Annotated in this window: 20 protein-coding genes; 10 read left to right on the forward strand and 10 right to left on the reverse strand. The window is 46.5% G+C overall.

All coding sequences use genetic code 11. The features are described from left to right. Positions 1 to 71: 71 nt before the first annotated feature. Positions 72 to 815, forward strand: a complete 744-nt coding sequence (locus MSED_RS03660) for a class I SAM-dependent methyltransferase (RefSeq protein WP_012020681.1) — start codon at positions 72 to 74, stop codon at positions 813 to 815. Here MSED_RS03660 and MSED_RS03665 read toward each other — a convergent pair. Both MSED_RS03665 and MSED_RS03670 read right to left on the reverse strand, forming a co-directional pair. Further along, the gene (locus MSED_RS03665; protein WP_012020682.1) at positions 812 to 1,465 is read right to left on the reverse strand and encodes a uracil-DNA glycosylase; all 654 of its coding nucleotides are present in this window, start codon (positions 1,463 to 1,465) and stop codon (positions 812 to 814) included. The genes MSED_RS03660 and MSED_RS03665 overlap by 4 nt on opposite strands. After that, the gene (locus MSED_RS03670; RefSeq protein WP_012020683.1) at positions 1,416 to 1,958 is read right to left on the reverse strand and encodes a nucleoside-triphosphatase; all 543 of its coding nucleotides are present in this window, start codon (positions 1,956 to 1,958) and stop codon (positions 1,416 to 1,418) included. Before MSED_RS03670 ends, MSED_RS03665 begins: the two co-directional genes overlap by 50 nt. Before the next feature lie 81 nt (positions 1,959 to 2,039). On the opposite strand from MSED_RS03670, the gene MSED_RS03675 reads away from it, so the two are divergent. After that, positions 2,040 to 3,281, forward strand: coding sequence for a hypothetical protein (locus MSED_RS03675; protein WP_048059998.1), 1,242 nt, complete (start codon positions 2,040 to 2,042; stop codon positions 3,279 to 3,281). Between the two features lie 7 nt (positions 3,282 to 3,288). Next, the gene (locus MSED_RS03680) at positions 3,289 to 3,936 is read left to right on the forward strand and encodes a chlorite dismutase family protein (RefSeq protein ID WP_012020685.1); all 648 of its coding nucleotides are present in this window, start codon (positions 3,289 to 3,291) and stop codon (positions 3,934 to 3,936) included. Here the strand turns inward: MSED_RS03680 and MSED_RS03685 are convergent. Both MSED_RS03685 and MSED_RS03690 read right to left on the reverse strand, forming a co-directional pair. Next, entirely contained in the window at positions 3,908 to 4,417 is a 510-nt protein-coding gene (locus MSED_RS03685; protein ID WP_012020686.1) for an NUDIX hydrolase, read from the reverse strand. The two genes, MSED_RS03680 and MSED_RS03685, sit on opposite strands and share 29 nt — an antisense overlap. Next, on the reverse strand, positions 4,414 to 5,016 hold the full coding sequence (locus tag MSED_RS03690) for a hypothetical protein (protein WP_012020687.1): 603 nt from the start codon (positions 5,014 to 5,016) through the stop codon (positions 4,414 to 4,416). Before MSED_RS03690 ends, MSED_RS03685 begins: the two co-directional genes overlap by 4 nt. Before the next feature lie 54 nt (positions 5,017 to 5,070). Between MSED_RS03690 and MSED_RS03695 the strand changes: the two genes are divergently transcribed. From MSED_RS03695 to MSED_RS03720, 6 genes are all read left to right on the forward strand, one after another. Further along, positions 5,071 to 5,289, forward strand: coding sequence for a hypothetical protein (locus MSED_RS03695; RefSeq protein ID WP_048059999.1), 219 nt, complete (start codon positions 5,071 to 5,073; stop codon positions 5,287 to 5,289). A 107-nt stretch (positions 5,290 to 5,396) separates the two neighbouring features. Beyond that, complete coding sequence (locus MSED_RS03700; protein WP_012020688.1) at positions 5,397 to 5,834, forward strand: HIT family protein; 438 nt, start codon at positions 5,397 to 5,399, stop codon at positions 5,832 to 5,834. A gap of 10 nt (positions 5,835 to 5,844) precedes the next feature. Next, positions 5,845 to 8,814, forward strand: a complete 2,970-nt coding sequence (locus MSED_RS03705; RefSeq protein ID WP_012020689.1) for an FAD-binding protein — start codon at positions 5,845 to 5,847, stop codon at positions 8,812 to 8,814. Positions 8,815 to 8,868: 54 nt separating this feature from the next. Beyond that, positions 8,869 to 10,353 carry a M61 family metallopeptidase gene (locus tag MSED_RS03710; RefSeq protein ID WP_012020690.1) on the forward strand — a complete coding sequence of 495 codons (1,485 nt, stop codon included), beginning with the start codon at positions 8,869 to 8,871 and terminating at the stop codon, positions 10,351 to 10,353. Between the two features lie 144 nt (positions 10,354 to 10,497). Next, the gene (locus MSED_RS03715) at positions 10,498 to 11,328 is read left to right on the forward strand and encodes a TIM barrel protein (protein WP_012020691.1); all 831 of its coding nucleotides are present in this window, start codon (positions 10,498 to 10,500) and stop codon (positions 11,326 to 11,328) included. Between the two features lie 64 nt (positions 11,329 to 11,392). Further along, positions 11,393 to 12,001 (forward strand): HAD family hydrolase, encoded by a 609-nt coding sequence (locus tag MSED_RS03720; protein ID WP_080512786.1) that lies wholly within the window; start codon positions 11,393 to 11,395, stop codon positions 11,999 to 12,001. Here the strand turns inward: MSED_RS03720 and MSED_RS11945 are convergent. From MSED_RS11945 to cobT, 5 genes are read right to left on the reverse strand one after another with little or no spacing between them, the layout of a single operon-like run. After that, complete coding sequence (locus tag MSED_RS11945) at positions 11,963 to 12,541, reverse strand: METTL5 family protein (protein ID WP_012020693.1); 579 nt, start codon at positions 12,539 to 12,541, stop codon at positions 11,963 to 11,965. The genes MSED_RS03720 and MSED_RS11945 overlap by 39 nt on opposite strands. Beyond that, entirely contained in the window at positions 12,541 to 13,206 is a 666-nt protein-coding gene (locus MSED_RS03730; protein WP_048060001.1) for an HAD family hydrolase, read from the reverse strand. Before MSED_RS03730 ends, MSED_RS11945 begins: the two co-directional genes overlap by 1 nt. A 1-nt stretch (position 13,207) precedes the next feature. Beyond that, positions 13,208 to 13,522, reverse strand: a complete 315-nt coding sequence (locus tag MSED_RS03735; RefSeq protein WP_048060002.1) for a transcriptional regulator — start codon at positions 13,520 to 13,522, stop codon at positions 13,208 to 13,210. After that, positions 13,473 to 14,252 (reverse strand): sugar nucleotide-binding protein, encoded by a 780-nt coding sequence (locus MSED_RS03740; protein WP_012020696.1) that lies wholly within the window; start codon positions 14,250 to 14,252, stop codon positions 13,473 to 13,475. Before MSED_RS03740 ends, MSED_RS03735 begins: the two co-directional genes overlap by 50 nt. A gap of 9 nt (positions 14,253 to 14,261) precedes the next feature. Beyond that, positions 14,262 to 15,293: a nicotinate mononucleotide-dependent phosphoribosyltransferase CobT gene (cobT, locus tag MSED_RS03745; protein WP_012020697.1), complete on the reverse strand. Its 1,032-nt coding sequence runs from the start codon at positions 15,291 to 15,293 to the stop codon at positions 14,262 to 14,264. A gap of 40 nt (positions 15,294 to 15,333) precedes the next feature. Here cobT and MSED_RS03750 point away from each other — a divergent pair, with 40 nt between their 5' ends. Next, a complete protein-coding gene (locus MSED_RS03750; protein WP_225938874.1) occupies positions 15,334 to 15,681 on the forward strand; it encodes a hypothetical protein in 348 nt (115 codons plus the stop codon). On the opposite strand, the gene MSED_RS03755 is transcribed toward MSED_RS03750, so the two are convergent. Beyond that, complete coding sequence (locus MSED_RS03755) at positions 15,662 to 16,768, reverse strand: aminotransferase class V-fold PLP-dependent enzyme (protein WP_012020699.1); 1,107 nt, start codon at positions 16,766 to 16,768, stop codon at positions 15,662 to 15,664. The two genes, MSED_RS03750 and MSED_RS03755, sit on opposite strands and share 20 nt — an antisense overlap. Between the last annotated feature and the right edge of the window lie 113 nt (positions 16,769 to 16,881).

A 16,881-nucleotide genomic window follows, 5' to 3' on the forward strand; every position in this document is an offset into this window, starting at 1 on the left:
TAGTTTCAGGATCAAGCTGTACGTTTTCAAGTGCGTTGGATTACCCTACGATGGGGTGCGAGGTGTAGAGAATGGAGACTCGGAACGAAACCGTTCTTAGGATCTTTGAGTCCGACTTTTACATTAACGAGATGGTAAAGGTCTGGGAGGAGGGAAAGAAGTGGGCTGATTGGATAGCAGAACTCACTAACCGTTACGGTCTAGGCAAAAGGGTTCTTGATGTTCCCTGTGGGGTAGGTAGGGTAAGTTCGTATCTGGTCTCACAGAAATTCGAGGTTACTGGGGTTGATATCTCCGACAGGATGTTAGAAATTGCCAAAAGGAATGTTCCTAACGCGAGATTTATCAAGGGTGATATGAGAAAGCTCAGCGAGATTTTAGGGAATGAGAAGTATGACATTGTCGTAAACCTGTTTAACAGTCTAGGTTATTACAACGAAGAGGACGACATGGACATTCTCTTCTCTATCAAGTCAGTAACCAAGGGGATGGCAGTACTCAATCTAGATAACAGGGACTACGTCATTTTTAACATGCCCGAGATCAGATATTCCTATGTCCCGCCTTACATGGTTGTTGACACCTCCAGGTTTGAGCCCACAACCTCCAGAGTTGAGGTGATAAGGAAGTATCTGGATAGCAAGGGTAATGAGGTAGGATCGCTGGAATACAGTCAAAGGTACTACAGCCTCCACGAAGTCGTCAAGATGGCCAAAAGGGCTGGATTTAGGGTGGTGGACGTGCTCTCAGGTTACTCATGGAAGCCCTTCGAGATAGGAGATCCGCAGATGACACTTGTGTTATCTACTTCCTAGTTTGCAAGCTCCCATGAGTATCTGAGAACGCGTAACCATTCCTCCCAGGTTAGCCTTCCTGTTCTGGTGTTTAGGGGGCTAGGGTGATAACTTCCCACGAGGTAAATTCCCCTTTTGGACGTTACCTTGAGGTGGGCGAAGTTTTCCTTAACACCTAGGACTAGGGAAACAGACCTGAAGGCCACACTACCGAGGGCTAGAATTACCTTAAGCTCCCTTAGCAGTTCCACTGTCTCTTTGAGATGAGTGGAGCAGTTTACTATCTCCTGAGTTCTCACCATGTTCTTGGGAGGGGCACAACTCACGGCATTGGTGAGGAATACCCCCTTCAGGACCAGTCCATCATCTCTGCTTACGCCTTCCCTTAGGTTGGATAGACCAAGTTCGTAAAGTCCTCCGATGACCCATTTCCCCGTTTCATCCCCTGTGAATGGTCTCCCCGTTCTGTTTCCTCCATGGGCAGCAGGAGCCAATCCCACGATAAGTAGTTTGGCCCTGGGGTCTCCAAATCCTGGAACGGGTTTTCCCCAGTATTCTTGGTTAAACCTTCTTCTATTGAGGGCAACGTCCTCGGCAAAAGCCCTTAACCTCGGGCAAAGATTACAGGCTAAAAGTGTCCTGTTTAGTTCCGAAATATCTGCGTATTTCATTCAGGATATCTTCCCTCACTCTGTCCCTATTAACTGGTGTTAGTTCATACCTTTTGCCCTCTATATTCATGGACCTATGAACTGAGGCAACTACAGGTTTATTCGAGGACAGGACACCTTGTATTAGTTTCCAAAGATCTCCTATTTTCTTCTCCATGGGCCCTATTTCGTCCATTATTACAAGGTCAGCTACCTCTAGCCTTTGCTTAACCTGCGGTAAAAGAGTAAGTGAATCTACTACGAAATATCTACCCACCCTCTCCTTTCCGATGGGTTTGGTTGAGGCTAGGGGACACGAACCGTCCCCTATTACTACGAACAAGAATCCAGTTCTTTCTCCCCTCTCCCTTACCTCCTCTGTGTAGAAACCAGCTATTTTTAGTTCCCTCAACTCGCTCACCAGACCTTTGATAAGGGTAGTTTTCCCCACTCCCGGCCTACCCGTAATGAATAACCTTAGGGGATTTTCTTTGAACCAAGGGCTATTTTGCATTTTTCTCTAGTCTAAGAGTATTCTGCGGAAAAGGTTTTTGTACCTATGTCCTAGATATGATATTTAATCAAGGTAGGGAAATTGAGTATTTTACAGGTAATCTCAGATCCGAAGGTGCCCAAAGTAAAGTGCTCGTTAATAGACTCCACAGGAACTGAAAGGAGCATTATGACGATCTTCCTTCAGGACAATGGAATTCACGTTCACAAGGAACTTGAAAATGATCACTATATTATCCCTCCTGTTCCCCAGATAGGCGCACTGATCAGGGAAGTTATAGAGGAGGTAGCCGAGGAGCTCAACGCCAATGCCATTGTTTTTAGGTATGGGGATGAAGAGGCCGAGGAGGTAGACGATCTAGTTCTCAGTGATGCCTGGTACGATATTGAGCGCCTAGCCCTGGCAGCTTCGAAACATGCTGCCCTTTCTGAGGAAATAGATGCGAAAGTCATTCTGGGAATCATTAAGTTCTCGTCCTTCATCTACGCTGCTACAGCCATCAGGAAAGAGGATACCTTTCCCCTTCTTCAGATCTATATGGATGCGTCAACTGACCTTCCCCTAATAAAAATTTACAACGAACTAGGGCAATTAGTGGAGGAAAGAAGGGAAAAGGTAGAGGACTTTGAAACCTACGTGAAGTCCCTAGTTTCCTCCGAGGATATGACCGTGATCTACAGGGAATCGGCGATGGATATCCCTTCCCCCAAAGAAATCACCACGGAGGATGGTTCTAAGTATTATGTGGCCGTCCTATTCAAGTACTTCTTAGGTTTTCTGCCCTCCTCTTCCGTCACTGAGGTGACAAGCAGAAAGATCCCTGTTAAGGGTAAGAGAAAACTGGTAAAAACCTTGAGGGCCCTCCTTTACCTTGAAAAATTAAGTGAGGAAGGTGGGGTAGAGATAGTTATTGGCAGTCATGCTGTTCCTTTAAATCAACTCCTTGATGAGCTGAGCAAGCTTTCCGAGAGAGCCAAGGCAACACTAACTAGAAGGAAACTCATGTACGAGCCAGAAAAGGTTTTTGAGGAACCGCTAGTTAGGGAGCTAAGGAATTACAAGCCAGAGTATTCTTCAGGAGACGTCTACCTAGGAATAAGGGTAATTCCTGTGGGTTTCATAGTGGTGGCGAGGAACAAGGAGGAATTTGATCACGCCATCCAGAGGATATCTAATGGGCCAACCTCGGACGGATACGAGATACTGGATGAGCTAGTGAAGAAGTCCGTATCAGGATACTTCATTGGCTACCTCATGACCCTTGAAGAAGCGTTAATAATCTACACTGATATTACATCTGAGCTGATGAGAAGTGACAAATGAGGTTTTCATGCAGGTTTTATCCATAAGGTTTCTCCCCCAATGGTGGTCCCTAAGTAAAGGGGAGAGGGCGAAGATCCTCGGATTGGTCAAGGAAGTTGAGGAGCAGGAGGGCAAGAACTTCATTTCCATTAGGAGATATGCCTCCATAAACCGTTCCTCTTCCTTGGTTTACTGGTTGTCCAGTGAAACCACCACCCCTCTTGTGAAGTTCAGGTCATCCCTTCTCTCTGCCCTCAGAGGGTATGCTGACGAGGACGTGTTACTTTTCTCGGTGTTCAGGCCATCCCCTTACACTAGGGGTAACTTCAACCCCAAGGACGTGCTTAACTCTCCTCCCCTGAAGTACTTCGTCGCCTACCCCATGAAAAAGGACGTTGAATGGTACCTAATTCCCTTCCAAGAGAGGGAGGAGATCATGAGGGAGCACATAAAGGTCGCTAGGGAGCATCCAGGGAACAAGGGGATAAGATCCTACACAACTTACTCCTTTGGAATAGCGGACTACGAGTTTGTGGTGATTTACGAAATCCCGTCCCTGCCTGAGTGGATACAGGTCGTCGAGGCACTTAGGGAAGTTAGAGCTAGGAAGTGGATAACCAAGGAGGAACCCCTAGTAACTGGGGAACTCATGGGCCTAGAATTCCTTTACTCTTGAGGTAGTATATCCCTATCAACGTCTTAGCGTCCTGTATAGCTCCCTCGTTCATCAATTTCTCGACTTGACTAAACTCCATAGGTCTTACCTCAATCACCTCGTAATCCTCTGGCTTGGCCCCCACGTACCTCAAATCTCTGGCTAGGTATAGTCTCATCACTTCGGTGGTTATACCTGGTGATGGGTAAAAGGACATCACCTCAGTAATGGATTCTGCCTCATAGCCTGTCTCCTCGACTAGTTCTCTCTTCGCGGTAGATAGTGGATCCTCTCCCTCCTCGACAGAGCCTGCAGGCAATTCGTAAATCCACTTCCCGATCACTGGTCTATATTGATAGATCATGACGATCTTGTCCTCAAGTAGCGGGAGGAGAACCACCGACCCCCTGTGTTTAATATACTCCAGTTGTCTCTCCCGTCCGTTTGGTAGGGGCACCTTCTCTACATACACCTCAAATTTCTTTCCCGAGAAAATTCTCATGGGTTAGTCCACGATCTCTGTCTAAAGTATCTTTCTACCCTAAGGTAGAGTTTTTCCCAGTCAATCTTGAATAGTACGACTCCCAATATCACGAAAATCACGGATGAGATCACACCGAGCTCCACAGGAGATATCTTGGTAATTTTGCCAATCTGAAGCAAGCCTTCAGCCTCAATCCCTATTTCCAACGAGCTTTTGAGGACCTTCGACGGAATCGTTATCTCCAGCATCTTGAGAAGAGATGCCTTTCCAGCCCCACCTATCAGAAAGACGAAATCATCAAATGGAAAGAACGGCATTACTGAAGTGATGAAGATTGCTAAATAGAAGGACCTCCCCTTAATTATTCTGTGAAAGAAACTCACATTCCTGTTATCCTTGAGTTTAGTTCCCACTCCGTACCCTATCCCATACATGACGCTCTTTGCTATCCCTGCACCTATACCGGACGCGACAACAACTTCCGCAAAGTTCAGGGGGGTTAGTCCAAATTTTAGAAGAATAGTGGAAGATATTACAGTATAGGGAGCACCAAAGAATGGGGTGGCATTGGAGGCGAAGGAGATGGCAAAGATTAGAGCTAGATAGTAATATTCCATAGATAACACGGGGGTAGTCGCCTTATTTACCTTATGGAAACAAATAATTAACTAATGAAGCTTGTCGTCAACATGGATCCAGACATGTTAAATTCCAAGCTCATTGCCTTAAATGTAGACGGTAAACCTATAATGGACTTTCAGCATACTGTATATGGAGAGAAGGATAAGAAAATAATCCTAGAGATAGGTGGTCTTTATAGTAAGGGTGAACATACTCTAGAACTACTCTTAGAGAAGGGGTTATACAAGAGATACAAGTTTGTCCTATAAACTATTGATGTATTCAAGGAGTATATAGGTTTTAACTTGTTCTTGAAGTGACCTAGATGTTGGATTCGTCGAAAAGGTTTAAATGAAGAATTAGACTTTTTTCATGCATGTGTCTATTCTGTAGTATTATCTCAGGGGCTGAACATGGATATTTTGTCTACAGGGACAATGAAATTTCAGCCATTCTGGACAAATATCCCTCGGCACCTGGTCACACTTTAGTCATGCCAAATAGGCACTATAATGACCTACTAGTTACCGATCCGGCTCTTTTAACACCTATTGTACAAAAGACCGTCCTAATAGCGAAGGCAATAAAGGAAGTATTAAACGCCTCTGGCGTCAGAATATTGACCAATATTGGAAGAAGTGCAGGCCAAGTTATATTTCACACTCATATACATATCATTCCAAGTTGGGAGGTCACCCCATCGGTATTTTCTAACTTTGAGCCAAGAAGAGTTCAAGACCAATCATACTATGAGTCATTGCAAAAAGTTATAAGTCAATATATCAAAACTAGCATTGAGAAGGAAATTAATTAAGGTGAAACCTTTGGGTATTAGAGAAGAGCTAGAGGGTCGATTTGGCGATAGTTTCTCTGACTCCTTGGTGGAACGTCTCTCCCATACAGCGGATATGGGTTTTGTGCCCCAATTAGTTTGGACTGGAATGAAAATTAACATTATCCCCGACTACGTGGTATATCCCAGAAATGTCGAAGATCTAATTGACCTAGTTAGGATAGCCAACAAGTATAACATACCCATAACCCCATATGGCAGGGGTACTAACAGGTATGGAAATGCCATACCTGCAGATGGCGGTATAGTAGTTGATTTCTCTAAACTGGACAAAATACAAATAGATGACGTTAATAAGATCGCCGTGATTGAGGCAGGGGCCACATGGAAGTTCGTGGATATAGCTGCTCAGGCCAAGGGACTTCAGCTTAGAACGTTCCCATCCTCTTACGACTCCACAGTGGGAGGAGGAGTAGCGGGCGATGCCTTAGGAGTTGGATCTTATCAATACGGGTATATCTGCGACAACGTAGCGTTTGTAGAGATGGTAAATCCCAAGGGAGAGCTAGTTAGACTCGAGGGGAAAGATCTAGCCCTTGTATGTGGAGCCGAGGGTACGACAGGTCTAATTTATAGGGTTGGAATGAGGTTAAGGCCGTTTTCGCCCACAGAATCCCTAGTCCTATCTTATGATAATTTTGAACAGGCATATAGGGGTATAGGAGAGTTCTATAGGGAATCCATCCCTGCCTGGCACATCCAGGTTAGAGGACCCGCAATATCCACTTACATTGCGGAGAACTTCAAGGCTTCCCTGGCCCCGGAAAAATGGAATATGGTTGTCCTTTATCCATCTAATGTTTCCTCAATAGTTGAGCCAAAACTGTATAAGGTTGCCCAAAATACTGGGGCCAAGACCTTTGAGGGCGAATGGACCGGTTGGTGGTCCTTTAACCACGGTGTCAATGCTGCCCTCAGAACTAAGGGGCTCCTAATTCATCAACATGGTCTCATTCATTACACTAAGATAAAGGAGTTAGTTGATGGCATCCAGGACAATTTGGGCAAACTAGGGGATCTTACTCCCGACGGAGGGTTTGACCTAGATATAGACTTGGAGAGAAGGGAAACTCTCCTGGTAAACGCCTTCACGCAGGTTTCCCTTACTCCGACAGATAAGAAGATTCTCTTTGAGCTGGCAAAGAATACGCTAATGATGGAGCAATACATCAAGGTCGGAGGGTCCATGCTATCTGTGGGGATATTCGTTCACAAGTACGCTAAGAATAGGCTAACTGCAATGGGTAAAGTATTCCAAGAAATGGGCGTTGATAGATATGAGGTAATGAAAAAGTATAAGCAAGAGATGGATCCCAATGAGATATTTAATCCTGGTAAGGTCTTTGAGCCAACCAAGAGGGCCAAGGAAGTTTTGGACATAGTGAGAAAGCAGAACGAGGCCATGAGATATAGGTTTGGAATAGGTTTCGCGAAGAGGATATCACCTGGTGGGGAGATACAGGGGTATAAGGTAACCAAGAAGTATCTTGATGTATTCACAGATTATGCCATAAAATGCATAGACTGTGCCATGTGCGTCACAGTTTGTCCACAGTATAGGCTTATTCCTCAATGGCCCTATGCCCCTAAGGGCATGTTTGATTTCACTAAAGGTCTAATTTCCATGTTCGAGCTCTATGGTAGGATTGATGTTCCCGATAGCGCCATTGCTGAGATCTCAGGATGTCATAAGTGCGGTCTATGTGATGGTGTTTGTCCAGCGAGAATTCCCATCTCATCAATGTTGATCAAACTAAGCTCCATGGTAGCTAGGAAGACCCCAGATGAGACAGTTACCGAGATCCCAATTCCCGAGAAGTATAAGGACATTATATCAGATGACGCAGAGATTGGAGTGTGGCTAGGCAAATATCTAGCAGAGAATCCCTCAACAATGTTTGCCACCTTAGAGATGTTCAAGAAGCTAGGGCTTAAAGTTAAGGTATTCGGTACATCTATGGACAGCGGGTTTAATGACTATATTAGCGGAAACGGTAATGAATTGATCGAAAAGATAAAGAAAAATTCTGAGCATATAAATGTGGTCGAGCTTATCACAGTGTCTCCCGAAGATTACAAGACCTTTACTGAAGGATATCAGGAGTACTCGAGGCTAAGCGGAGTTAACCAGACCTTCGAGGTAGTACCACTAGATTTGAGGTTGCTGAAGTCCATGCAGATAGAAGGAAACGAGGAGTTAAACCTTCACGTTGCGTGCTTCTCCAACACCTATGCAGATGAGATATTGAAGAGACTCCGGGAGAAAGGGTTTAAGGTAAGGAAGGTTGAGGGGTGCTCTGGCGCAACATTGGAGAAGAACGTAGGAAAGAGGGCAGACATGATGGCAAAGGCTCTAGGCGAAAGGTATGGAACCTTGGTAACCCTATGTCCCCTAGCTGCAGTTAAGTTCAGGAGCGTAGGTGTAAACGCTAAAACACTCGTGGAATTCCTTGCAGAGAAGGTGGGAGCGGGAGTTAAGGTGGAACAAAAGATAGTAAAGATCCCTGACGCTGATAAAAATGCCATAATAAATGTATTGGTTCAGTCGCTAACAGAAAGTCTAAAGAAGCGTGCGTCAGTGATAGCGGATACCGTGTCTTTCATGTCCTCAGGAATGGATGAGTACAAAAAGATAATAGAGCCCATAGTGACAGAGGCGATTGACGAGGCAACACCCTCCGTCAAGAACGCTATAGTCTCCATGGCCTCCAGCAAGTATACAGGTAACGATCCCTCAGAGAAGGCACTTGTTCTGAATCAGTATTATAGGGAGTTCAATAGCATTCTAATGTCGTTAACCCTGGATACGGTTGTCTCTAGTGTTGTGTCCGAGGTAAAGTCAAAGTCTGTGGATGAGTTCTCGGAGAGAGATCTAGGACTAGTCCTCCTGGAGCTATTGAGGGAGAAAATGGAGAGGATAAGGACAAACGTAGTACAATGAAGATTTTTACCCGTGAACAGTAGGTTATAATTATCTTTAATCCCTTTTCTCAACATGCTTTTCACTGTAAAGCCTAGGCCCAGATATCTAGAAATAGAGGCTCATGGAAGAGAAGGAATTGTAATATTTCCCACGTACCTACCTGGTTCCTACGTAGTCAGGGAGCTAGAAAGAAACATTGTCGAGATCGATGGGGTTAGGATTTCAAAGAATCGTTTTTACGTCAAGGAAAACTTTAGATATCTAGTTTACGCATCCAGTAAGGACCAGAGAGAGGCCATCTCCTCCACCGATTATCTTTTTATAAATCCCCCTGCCGTGTTTCCCTTTCAGGATTGGAACGAGAGGTACTGTGTCAAGTTGGACTTGAGATGGCCCGTTAGCACGACGCTGAGGAGAGAAGGGGAGTATCTATGTGCAGATGACTATGAAACTTTTGTGGACTCGCCAATCCAAGCAAGTCCAAACCTGAAAACCCTTGTTATAGACGACCACCATGAGATAACCACAGTAGATGATCTTGATCTGACGGGAGTAGCCATGGCAATCAAGGAAATAGACAAGGAGATGGGTACACCAGATAGGTACACCTTCTTCTTCAGGAGGTCAGACAGAAACTACGGAGGCATTGAGCACTATAACTCCTCCGCAATCGTGGTAAACTGGGAAAGATCTGACCTAGTCATGCTAATGGCTCACGAGTATTTTCATAGCTGGAACGTGAAAAGGTACAGGCCAAAGGATCTCGAACTAGACTTGGAAAAGGAGACCCACTCGGATCTACTTTGGTTTGCTGAGGGGGTGACGGATTACGTGGCTTGGCTAGCTTCCACGAGAAGCGGTGCAGTGAAGAGTGAGGACACTGGAAAATACATGGCTAACGCTATCTCCAAGTTCACCTTTCCTGGGGCAAAGAGAATGTCGTTGGCTGAGTCCTCTAGAACCACATGGATAAAGTATTACAGGCAAGACGAGAACTTCCTGAATTCCTCAGTTTCCTATTATGACGGAGGACTATTACTGGGGCTGATACTTGACGCGAGGCTTAGGAGAAGCGGTGAGAACATATTTAGCATATTCAAGAACATACCTTTCAGGTATACGTTTAGCGATATTGACAATTACCTGAAATCAAGGGGCATAGATGACCTAGAGGAGATGGCGTACTCCCCGTCCTCTATCCTCCTAGAGAAACTTAAGGAGGTAGCCGAGCTTCAATTTCTGGATGGGGGAAATCCTTACCTCGGAATCATGATGGACGGTAACAAAGTGACTTATGTGGAGGACGGTTCCCCTGCTGATATGGCGGGCTTGATGCCCCAAGATATCATTCTAGCAACGGACAACGTGGTAAGACCTGTTGAAGTGAAGGCGCAGGTGGAACTCCTAGTAAATAGGGAGGGAAGGGTGAAGAGGGTGTTGGTCACGGCAGGAAGGAACCCAGGACACAGGGTGAAGTTCACGATCAAGGGGGACATTGCGAAGCAGTTGTTGGGGATGGATTCCTTGGATGGAACTTCATCCATAAGCTTGATCTAGGTTATCTGGCCTGAACCTTATGAAGTTCCGAGAATTGGTCAAGGTAAAGTTAAGCGGTCTCCCTACGTGACAATCATGAGGATAAGGTGCCCCTGTGACGTCCTCTGGAGTTACTTATAAGCGGAACGAACTATATACCAAGTGATGGTCAAAATATTTCTCGGTCCAGCAGGGATTCCCCTATCTACCAGGGGAAAGGGAAGCATTGAGGGGGTTAAAAGAGTTAAGGAACTAGGACTGAACGCCATGGAGGTGGAATTCGTTCAGGGGGTCAAGATGTCCGTGGATACGGCTAAGGAACTTGGTGGTGTTGCACAGGAGTTGGGAGTGAGGTTATCCGTTCATGCCCCCTACTTTATTAACCTCTGTTCCTCCGACCAGGAGAAAGTAATGGCTTCACAGAAAAGGATCTTGGACACGGCCGAGAGGGCAAGTGCCATGGGCGCAGACGCCATAGCCATACACGTGGGATTCTACGGTGATTATACGCCTGAGCAGTGCTATTCCCTTGTGAAGGATTCCCTTCTAGTGGTGAGGGACAAGATGAAGGAGAATTCCATAGACTCCGTTAAGTTGGGGGTGGAGACCATGGCCAAGGAAACAGCCTTTGGTACCTTGGATGAGGTAATTTCAATTTCAAAGGAGGTTCCAGGGGTGATCCCCTACATTGACTGGGCCCATACGTTCGCCAGGCAGGGCGGCAACATAGACTACGACGAGATTCTAGACAGGCTGACCAGGGAACTTGGGCTGACTCACATAAACTCCCACTTCGAGTCACTTCAGGTCAGAAAGGGAAAGTATGTCGACGTTCATGAACCAATCAGTAAGAACGCTCCACCCTTCGAGCCATTGGCTAAGGCCCTCCTTAAAAGGGACATCTCCATCACCCTTATATGTGAGAGTCCGAAACTTGAGGAAGATGCCTTGATAATGAAGGGAGTCCTAGAATCCCTGGGGTATAAGCTGGGTTGAGAGCTTGTGGATTGTTGCCTCAGATTTCGATAGAACTCTTTCTCACGAGGATGACTCCTTCGTAATGAGGAAGGAGGTTGCAAGCAAAATAAACCACTTTAGTACCATTCACAGGTTTTTCGTGGTCACAGGACGGGAGGAGAGGTACATGAGGGTTTTAGCCCCCGATCTTAGGCCCACAGGCTGGGTCCTGGAGAATGGGGCTCTCCTTATCCTGGGAGACAGGAGAATACTGAACGTCCCTGAAGACTGGTTCGAAACTAGGAAAATTATAGGAGAAAAACTCACAAAATTTGGTATATCCTATTCCCTTGGAGACGTGATCATTTACGTGAATTCTTGGAACGGAAAACTGGATCTTGGACCTGAGGTGAGAATTGAAAGGAACAGAGAAGACGCCATGATTCTTCCAGGAAATGTGGATAAGGGAACTGGACTAAGGAGGGCGATTCAGGAGATGCACCTTGAGGGTAAAATTGTAGCTGTGGGCGATGCGGAGAACGACGAATCCCTCTTCAAGGTAGCTGACGTGAAGGTGGCGGTGGCCAACGCCATCCCCCCCATAAAGCGAATGGCCGATCTGGTAATGGAAAAGGAGGATGGGGAAGGAGTTGTCGAGCTCCTTGATATGATACTATCCGGTAGATTTCCTAAAAACGTAGATGTCAACTAGAAACCTATGTACCCTTTCCCTGTGCCATGGGTAGTAGGGAGTCATGGGGTATGAAAGCGGAACCACATCCACGGAGAAACCGTGAGCTCGAGCCTCCCTGAAGATCAGGTCCCTGGACTCGGGATTGCTCTTGTGAATGGAGTAGACCACCTCCGCTATCTTCAGGGCGGTTCTCAGGAACTTCAAGTCCATCCCCCTCTTCGCCTGACCAAAGGGCGGATTCTGTACGACCGTATGAAATCTTCCGTGAAACTCAGAACAATCAGCCTCTACGAAATCAGCCTCCAGTTCCAGTTCCCTTAGTGCGTCTTTACCAATCTCAAGCGATTCCCTGTCTACATCGACGCATGTACACTCACCGCTTAAAGCCGCGACTCCAGCGCAGAGCCGACCGGTTCCACAACCCAGGTCAGCGACCTTCCTTCCCTCTATGGCACCCTGTAGAAAGGCGGTCCACACTAATGTAGAGGCTATGGGAGAGGGGGTAAGATACTGCTCTAACTCCCACTTGGGACTAGGGTGGGGCGGTATCTGTTCCATCAAAATTTCAATTTTTCTTTTATTAACTCTAGAGCCTGATATAGATCGCTCACCTTGTTCTCCTTTACCTCCGGGTAAAATCCAAACCTGTCCACGAGGATAGCGTTCAGGTAAGCTCTCCTTGCACCCACGTAGTCGATCTCATACACGTCGCCTATGTGTATCCCTTCCTCCCCAGCCTCCTTAATGGCGTGATAGAATATCTTGGGATTGGGTTTCATCACACCCACATCACAGGATGCTATAACTCCGTCTAGGTACCTGTAAAGATCTAGGGTTTTCAGTATGGTATGAACTTTCCTCGTGGTATTGGTAACGAGGATCACCTTAAATCCCATGGCCTTAACCTCCCTCAAGAAGGGTAAGGCATCCTCGTAGAGCTCAAAGTGTTCTGAAAGATAGTTTCTCGACGACAGCCTCTTCACTACCTGAGGATCTGCTGGTTTTCCCATCTCATATAGTATATCATAAAAATCGAGTTGCGAGAGTCCATCATGATCCGGATGCGGAAAGTTTGCCTTCCCCATGTGCTTCATGAGAGCCCTGTAAACCTCCCTTTCGTTAACCTCTAATCCCTCCTCTGCCATTGCCTTGGCAATGCTCTCGTGCATCCTGGGAACGAACTTGACCAGGGTATCTCCCATATCCACGAAAATCGCTGTCATATCAGACCTCATCCCTTCCCCTTATTAAAAACTTGGGCTGTGAAATCCTCTCGGACTTACACCTGGGACATCTGCTCGGCCTTTTAGGTTTCTCAAGTGATATCTCAGCACCGCATGATTCGCACCTAGGAGGGTAAAGTATTACCACATAATCCTTCCTCTTTGAGGAGAGGGCAATGTGATATATATGATCGTAAACCTCCTGCTCCCTTCTTATCCCTGTAGCTTGCATAATATCCCTAGCTGTTAGGGGCTCCACAGATGACCTAAGTAACAACAGTATTCTCTCCCTCGTTGTAAGATATTCCTCCGGCAAATGGCTCCCTTAATTCATTTCTCGGGGACAATTTTATACCAAATGATCTGAGGAGCCAATCGTCGAGGGAGAAATCGAAGTGCTTTCCATCCTTCTCTACGACCTGACCTGGGAAATATTTGGTCATCTCCTCCACCACCTCACACTCGCTAACCCTGTTACCCACGTTTATGACCCCTGTGGCACCCTTCTTAAGGAGGAGGGAAACAACTCTGCCTATGCCCCTTGTGGATATAATGGAAAGGTAAAAATTCCTATTACAGACTGCCCTTCCCCTCAACACGAGGCTCCTAAGGTGATTGTAGAGTAACCCCCTGTAGGAGAGGGAGAAGGGAAAACCCAGCCTAAGGACCAGGTAGTTACCAAGGGACGCAATTCCAATCTCACCTGCTAACTTTGTCACTCCGTAATAGTTCAAGGGATCTGGGGTAGAGGTTTCCCCATAAAATCCCCTTCTGCCGTTGAATATCATGGACGAGGAAAGGTAGACGTTGAGAGCCCCTATCTTGTGGTCAGCCTTGCCCATGTTTATGGCTAGCCAAGTGTTTACGTTCCAAGCTCTAGCCCTATCCCAATTGGCCTCCTGATATGGAACTTCATAGGTATGTATCACTATGTCAGGCCTCTCCTGAAGGACTCGATAGGGTGAGTCAGTTACCAATACCTCCCCTGGAAGGTCCTTCGCTATCTCCCTAGCTATTTCCCCTTCGTCGGTCACTATAATTTTCATTCACTTGAATTAACGTTGAGCGTTAATAAGATCGGAGTAAAACGCGTCTATCTTCTTTACTAGATTCTCTGATGTGACACCGTTGGCCATGGCTAGGGCCATTGCTCCCCCTGCACCCACTCCTTCCTTGACAAACCCCCTTTCGTAAACCCTCAGTCCCTCGTGTTGACTCTGGGAAAGATCTAGGTTTGCATGGGATAGCTTAACTCCAAGGGTTTTGACCAACTCCATGAGCCTAGCTGTAGTGTCGTTGATTATCCACTTGGTGGTGATTATTCCAACACTATTCAGTTTCTCGGGTGAAAGTTCCTTTATCACGGCTGACACTGCAGCCATCTGTGTTCCCCCAGCAAGTATAGTCAGTCCCCTGAATCCCATGGCTAGCCCAGCTACAGCTAGAATTACAGGATCCGCTAGCCAGTAAATTCTCTCCGTCGTGTCCCTAGGGGCACTCCTCACTGCTTCCTCTACCACTTTTCGTTTTAGCTCCTTTGGATTGTTTGGGGATGAGGAACTCACAATCTCAACCCCGTTAAAACCTAGCCCAGTGAGCACAGCTGCAGCTGTAGTTGTTCCAGCAGGAATGGATTCACCTACTACGAGGACCTCCTCTGACAGATTTTCGCCAAGGACTGTGGCATTGGCAATTATATTCTCTGCCACCTCCTTCCTCACTCCGCCCTTTCTTATATCTCTCCCTGGTTCCCCATGGAGATCCACAAAGGGGATCTTGGGAGTGACCCTGGCCCCCGCGTTAACAACAAGCTTGTTCACATTTATCAGCGAAAGGGAAGCCCTAGACAAGAGGGCCGGAGTGGGTATCCCGTCAGGAGTTACAGGTACCCCCTTGATTACCTTGCATGAGCCTGTTATGAGATACTCAGCGTCAGCTGCTGGAGTAAACATAGTAAGCTCTGGCGTTGCTCCAGCCACGGTTATCCCTGGTATAAGGCTCACGTCCGTTGTCCCTATAACCAACGCGAAGGTGCTTTTCTTTCCTTTTAATGCATCAGAAAGATTACCTATATGGTCCACTATCACGTGCTAAAATTTTTGAAATCCCTAATATCATTTATGTGGTGTGAGTTTCAGGGAGCATTATTCAGTTTTGGAGAGAGCCTCTAAGACTACACTGGAGGACTTCATGAGAGACGAGAGACTGAGAAACGATACGAGGAGAGCCATAGCGGAGCTTCTCAACGAACTGTATCTCTTGGGATCGAGGGTCGCTGACGGTAATGATGAAGACCTGATATGGAACCTGGCCAAGTCGGGTTTGATTCAGGCACCCCTCGCGCAGGAATTGGTAGACGTCATCTCCCTGTACAGATCCGGATCTGATGAGTTGATTTATGCCTCTCTAGTTAGAATAATGGAGGACATAGAGGAGGCCTATCATACTTTGAAGGCTAGGCTTGAAGGTTCTTGATCTCGCTTACGGCCCTATCTACTTCCTCCTCTTCGTTATAGAAGTGGGTAGATATTCTTACCCCAGACCCTCTAGGCGATACCACTATTCTCTTTGCGAGTAGTTCCTCTGCCACCTTCTTGGGATCCTTGGTTTTCACAATAACTATTCCAGCTCGTTTTTCCCTTGGGGTAACCACCTCAAGCCCCTTATCCTCTGCCAGGTCAATAACCCGAGCTGAGAGATCTAGTACCCTCCTCTCCACCTCATCTCGTATGGGGGTTAGCCTTTCCGCCACCTTAGTCATGGTTAGGTTGGCTGAAACGTCCATCGTCCCTATCTCGAACCTTCTGGGTCCCTCCTCCAGGGAAAACGACTCCGCGTTGAACTCCATGAAGGTGGAACTGGTTTTCCATCCATAAAAGGGAGGATCAGGAATTAACCCCTTTCTCACGTACATGAAACCTGAACCCTGGGGAGACATCATCCACTTATATCCTCCAGCCACAAGGAAATCAACTCCCATCTCTTTTACGTCGATCTTCATTGCCCCCGCTGACTGTATCGCATCAACCAGGAGAAGAGACCCGTTCTTCTTGGCCTTGTCGGCTATTCTCTTAACGTCTAGTCTAACCCCCGTGTTAAAGCTCACGTGGCTCAGTACTATGAGTCGTACACTGTCCGTGATCTGTTCCAGTATGGCATCTTCCAGTCTCTCGGGAGAGGATTTTACCATTCTTATCTCTACTCCTCGTTTAGCCAGCTTATATAGGGGATACACAGTTGCAGGAAACTCCAAGTTGTCCGTAAGAACTTGGTCTCCCCTAGTGAGTGATAGCCCGTGGACTATCATGTTTATTCCGTAGCTCGTGTTGGGAATGAAGGAGACCTCCTCGGGGTCAGAATTAATGAAATTTGAGATGGCCTTCCTCATGGAATAAAAGTCATCTTTCTCCACGCTATTCACGTGCAGGCTACCCCTACTGGAAACTCCATAGAGGTAACCAAAGCTTTCCATGAGGGCAAAAATGGGAGTTGGAGAGATAGCGGCGTGATTAAGATAGATGTAATCCCGAGTTACAGGTACCTGCTCCCTAAACTCTTTCATACTCTTTCATATCAAGCCAGGTCATAAAATGTTATGCACGATCCCTAACGTGTGAGAAAAGACAAGCTATTCTCTTTATAATCCAGTTTGTTGTCCTATTTTTGAGAAAGAAT

The sequence above is a fragment of the Metallosphaera sedula DSM 5348 genome (assembly GCF_000016605.1).
GTDB lineage: Archaea > Thermoproteota > Thermoprotei_A > Sulfolobales > Sulfolobaceae > Metallosphaera > Metallosphaera sedula.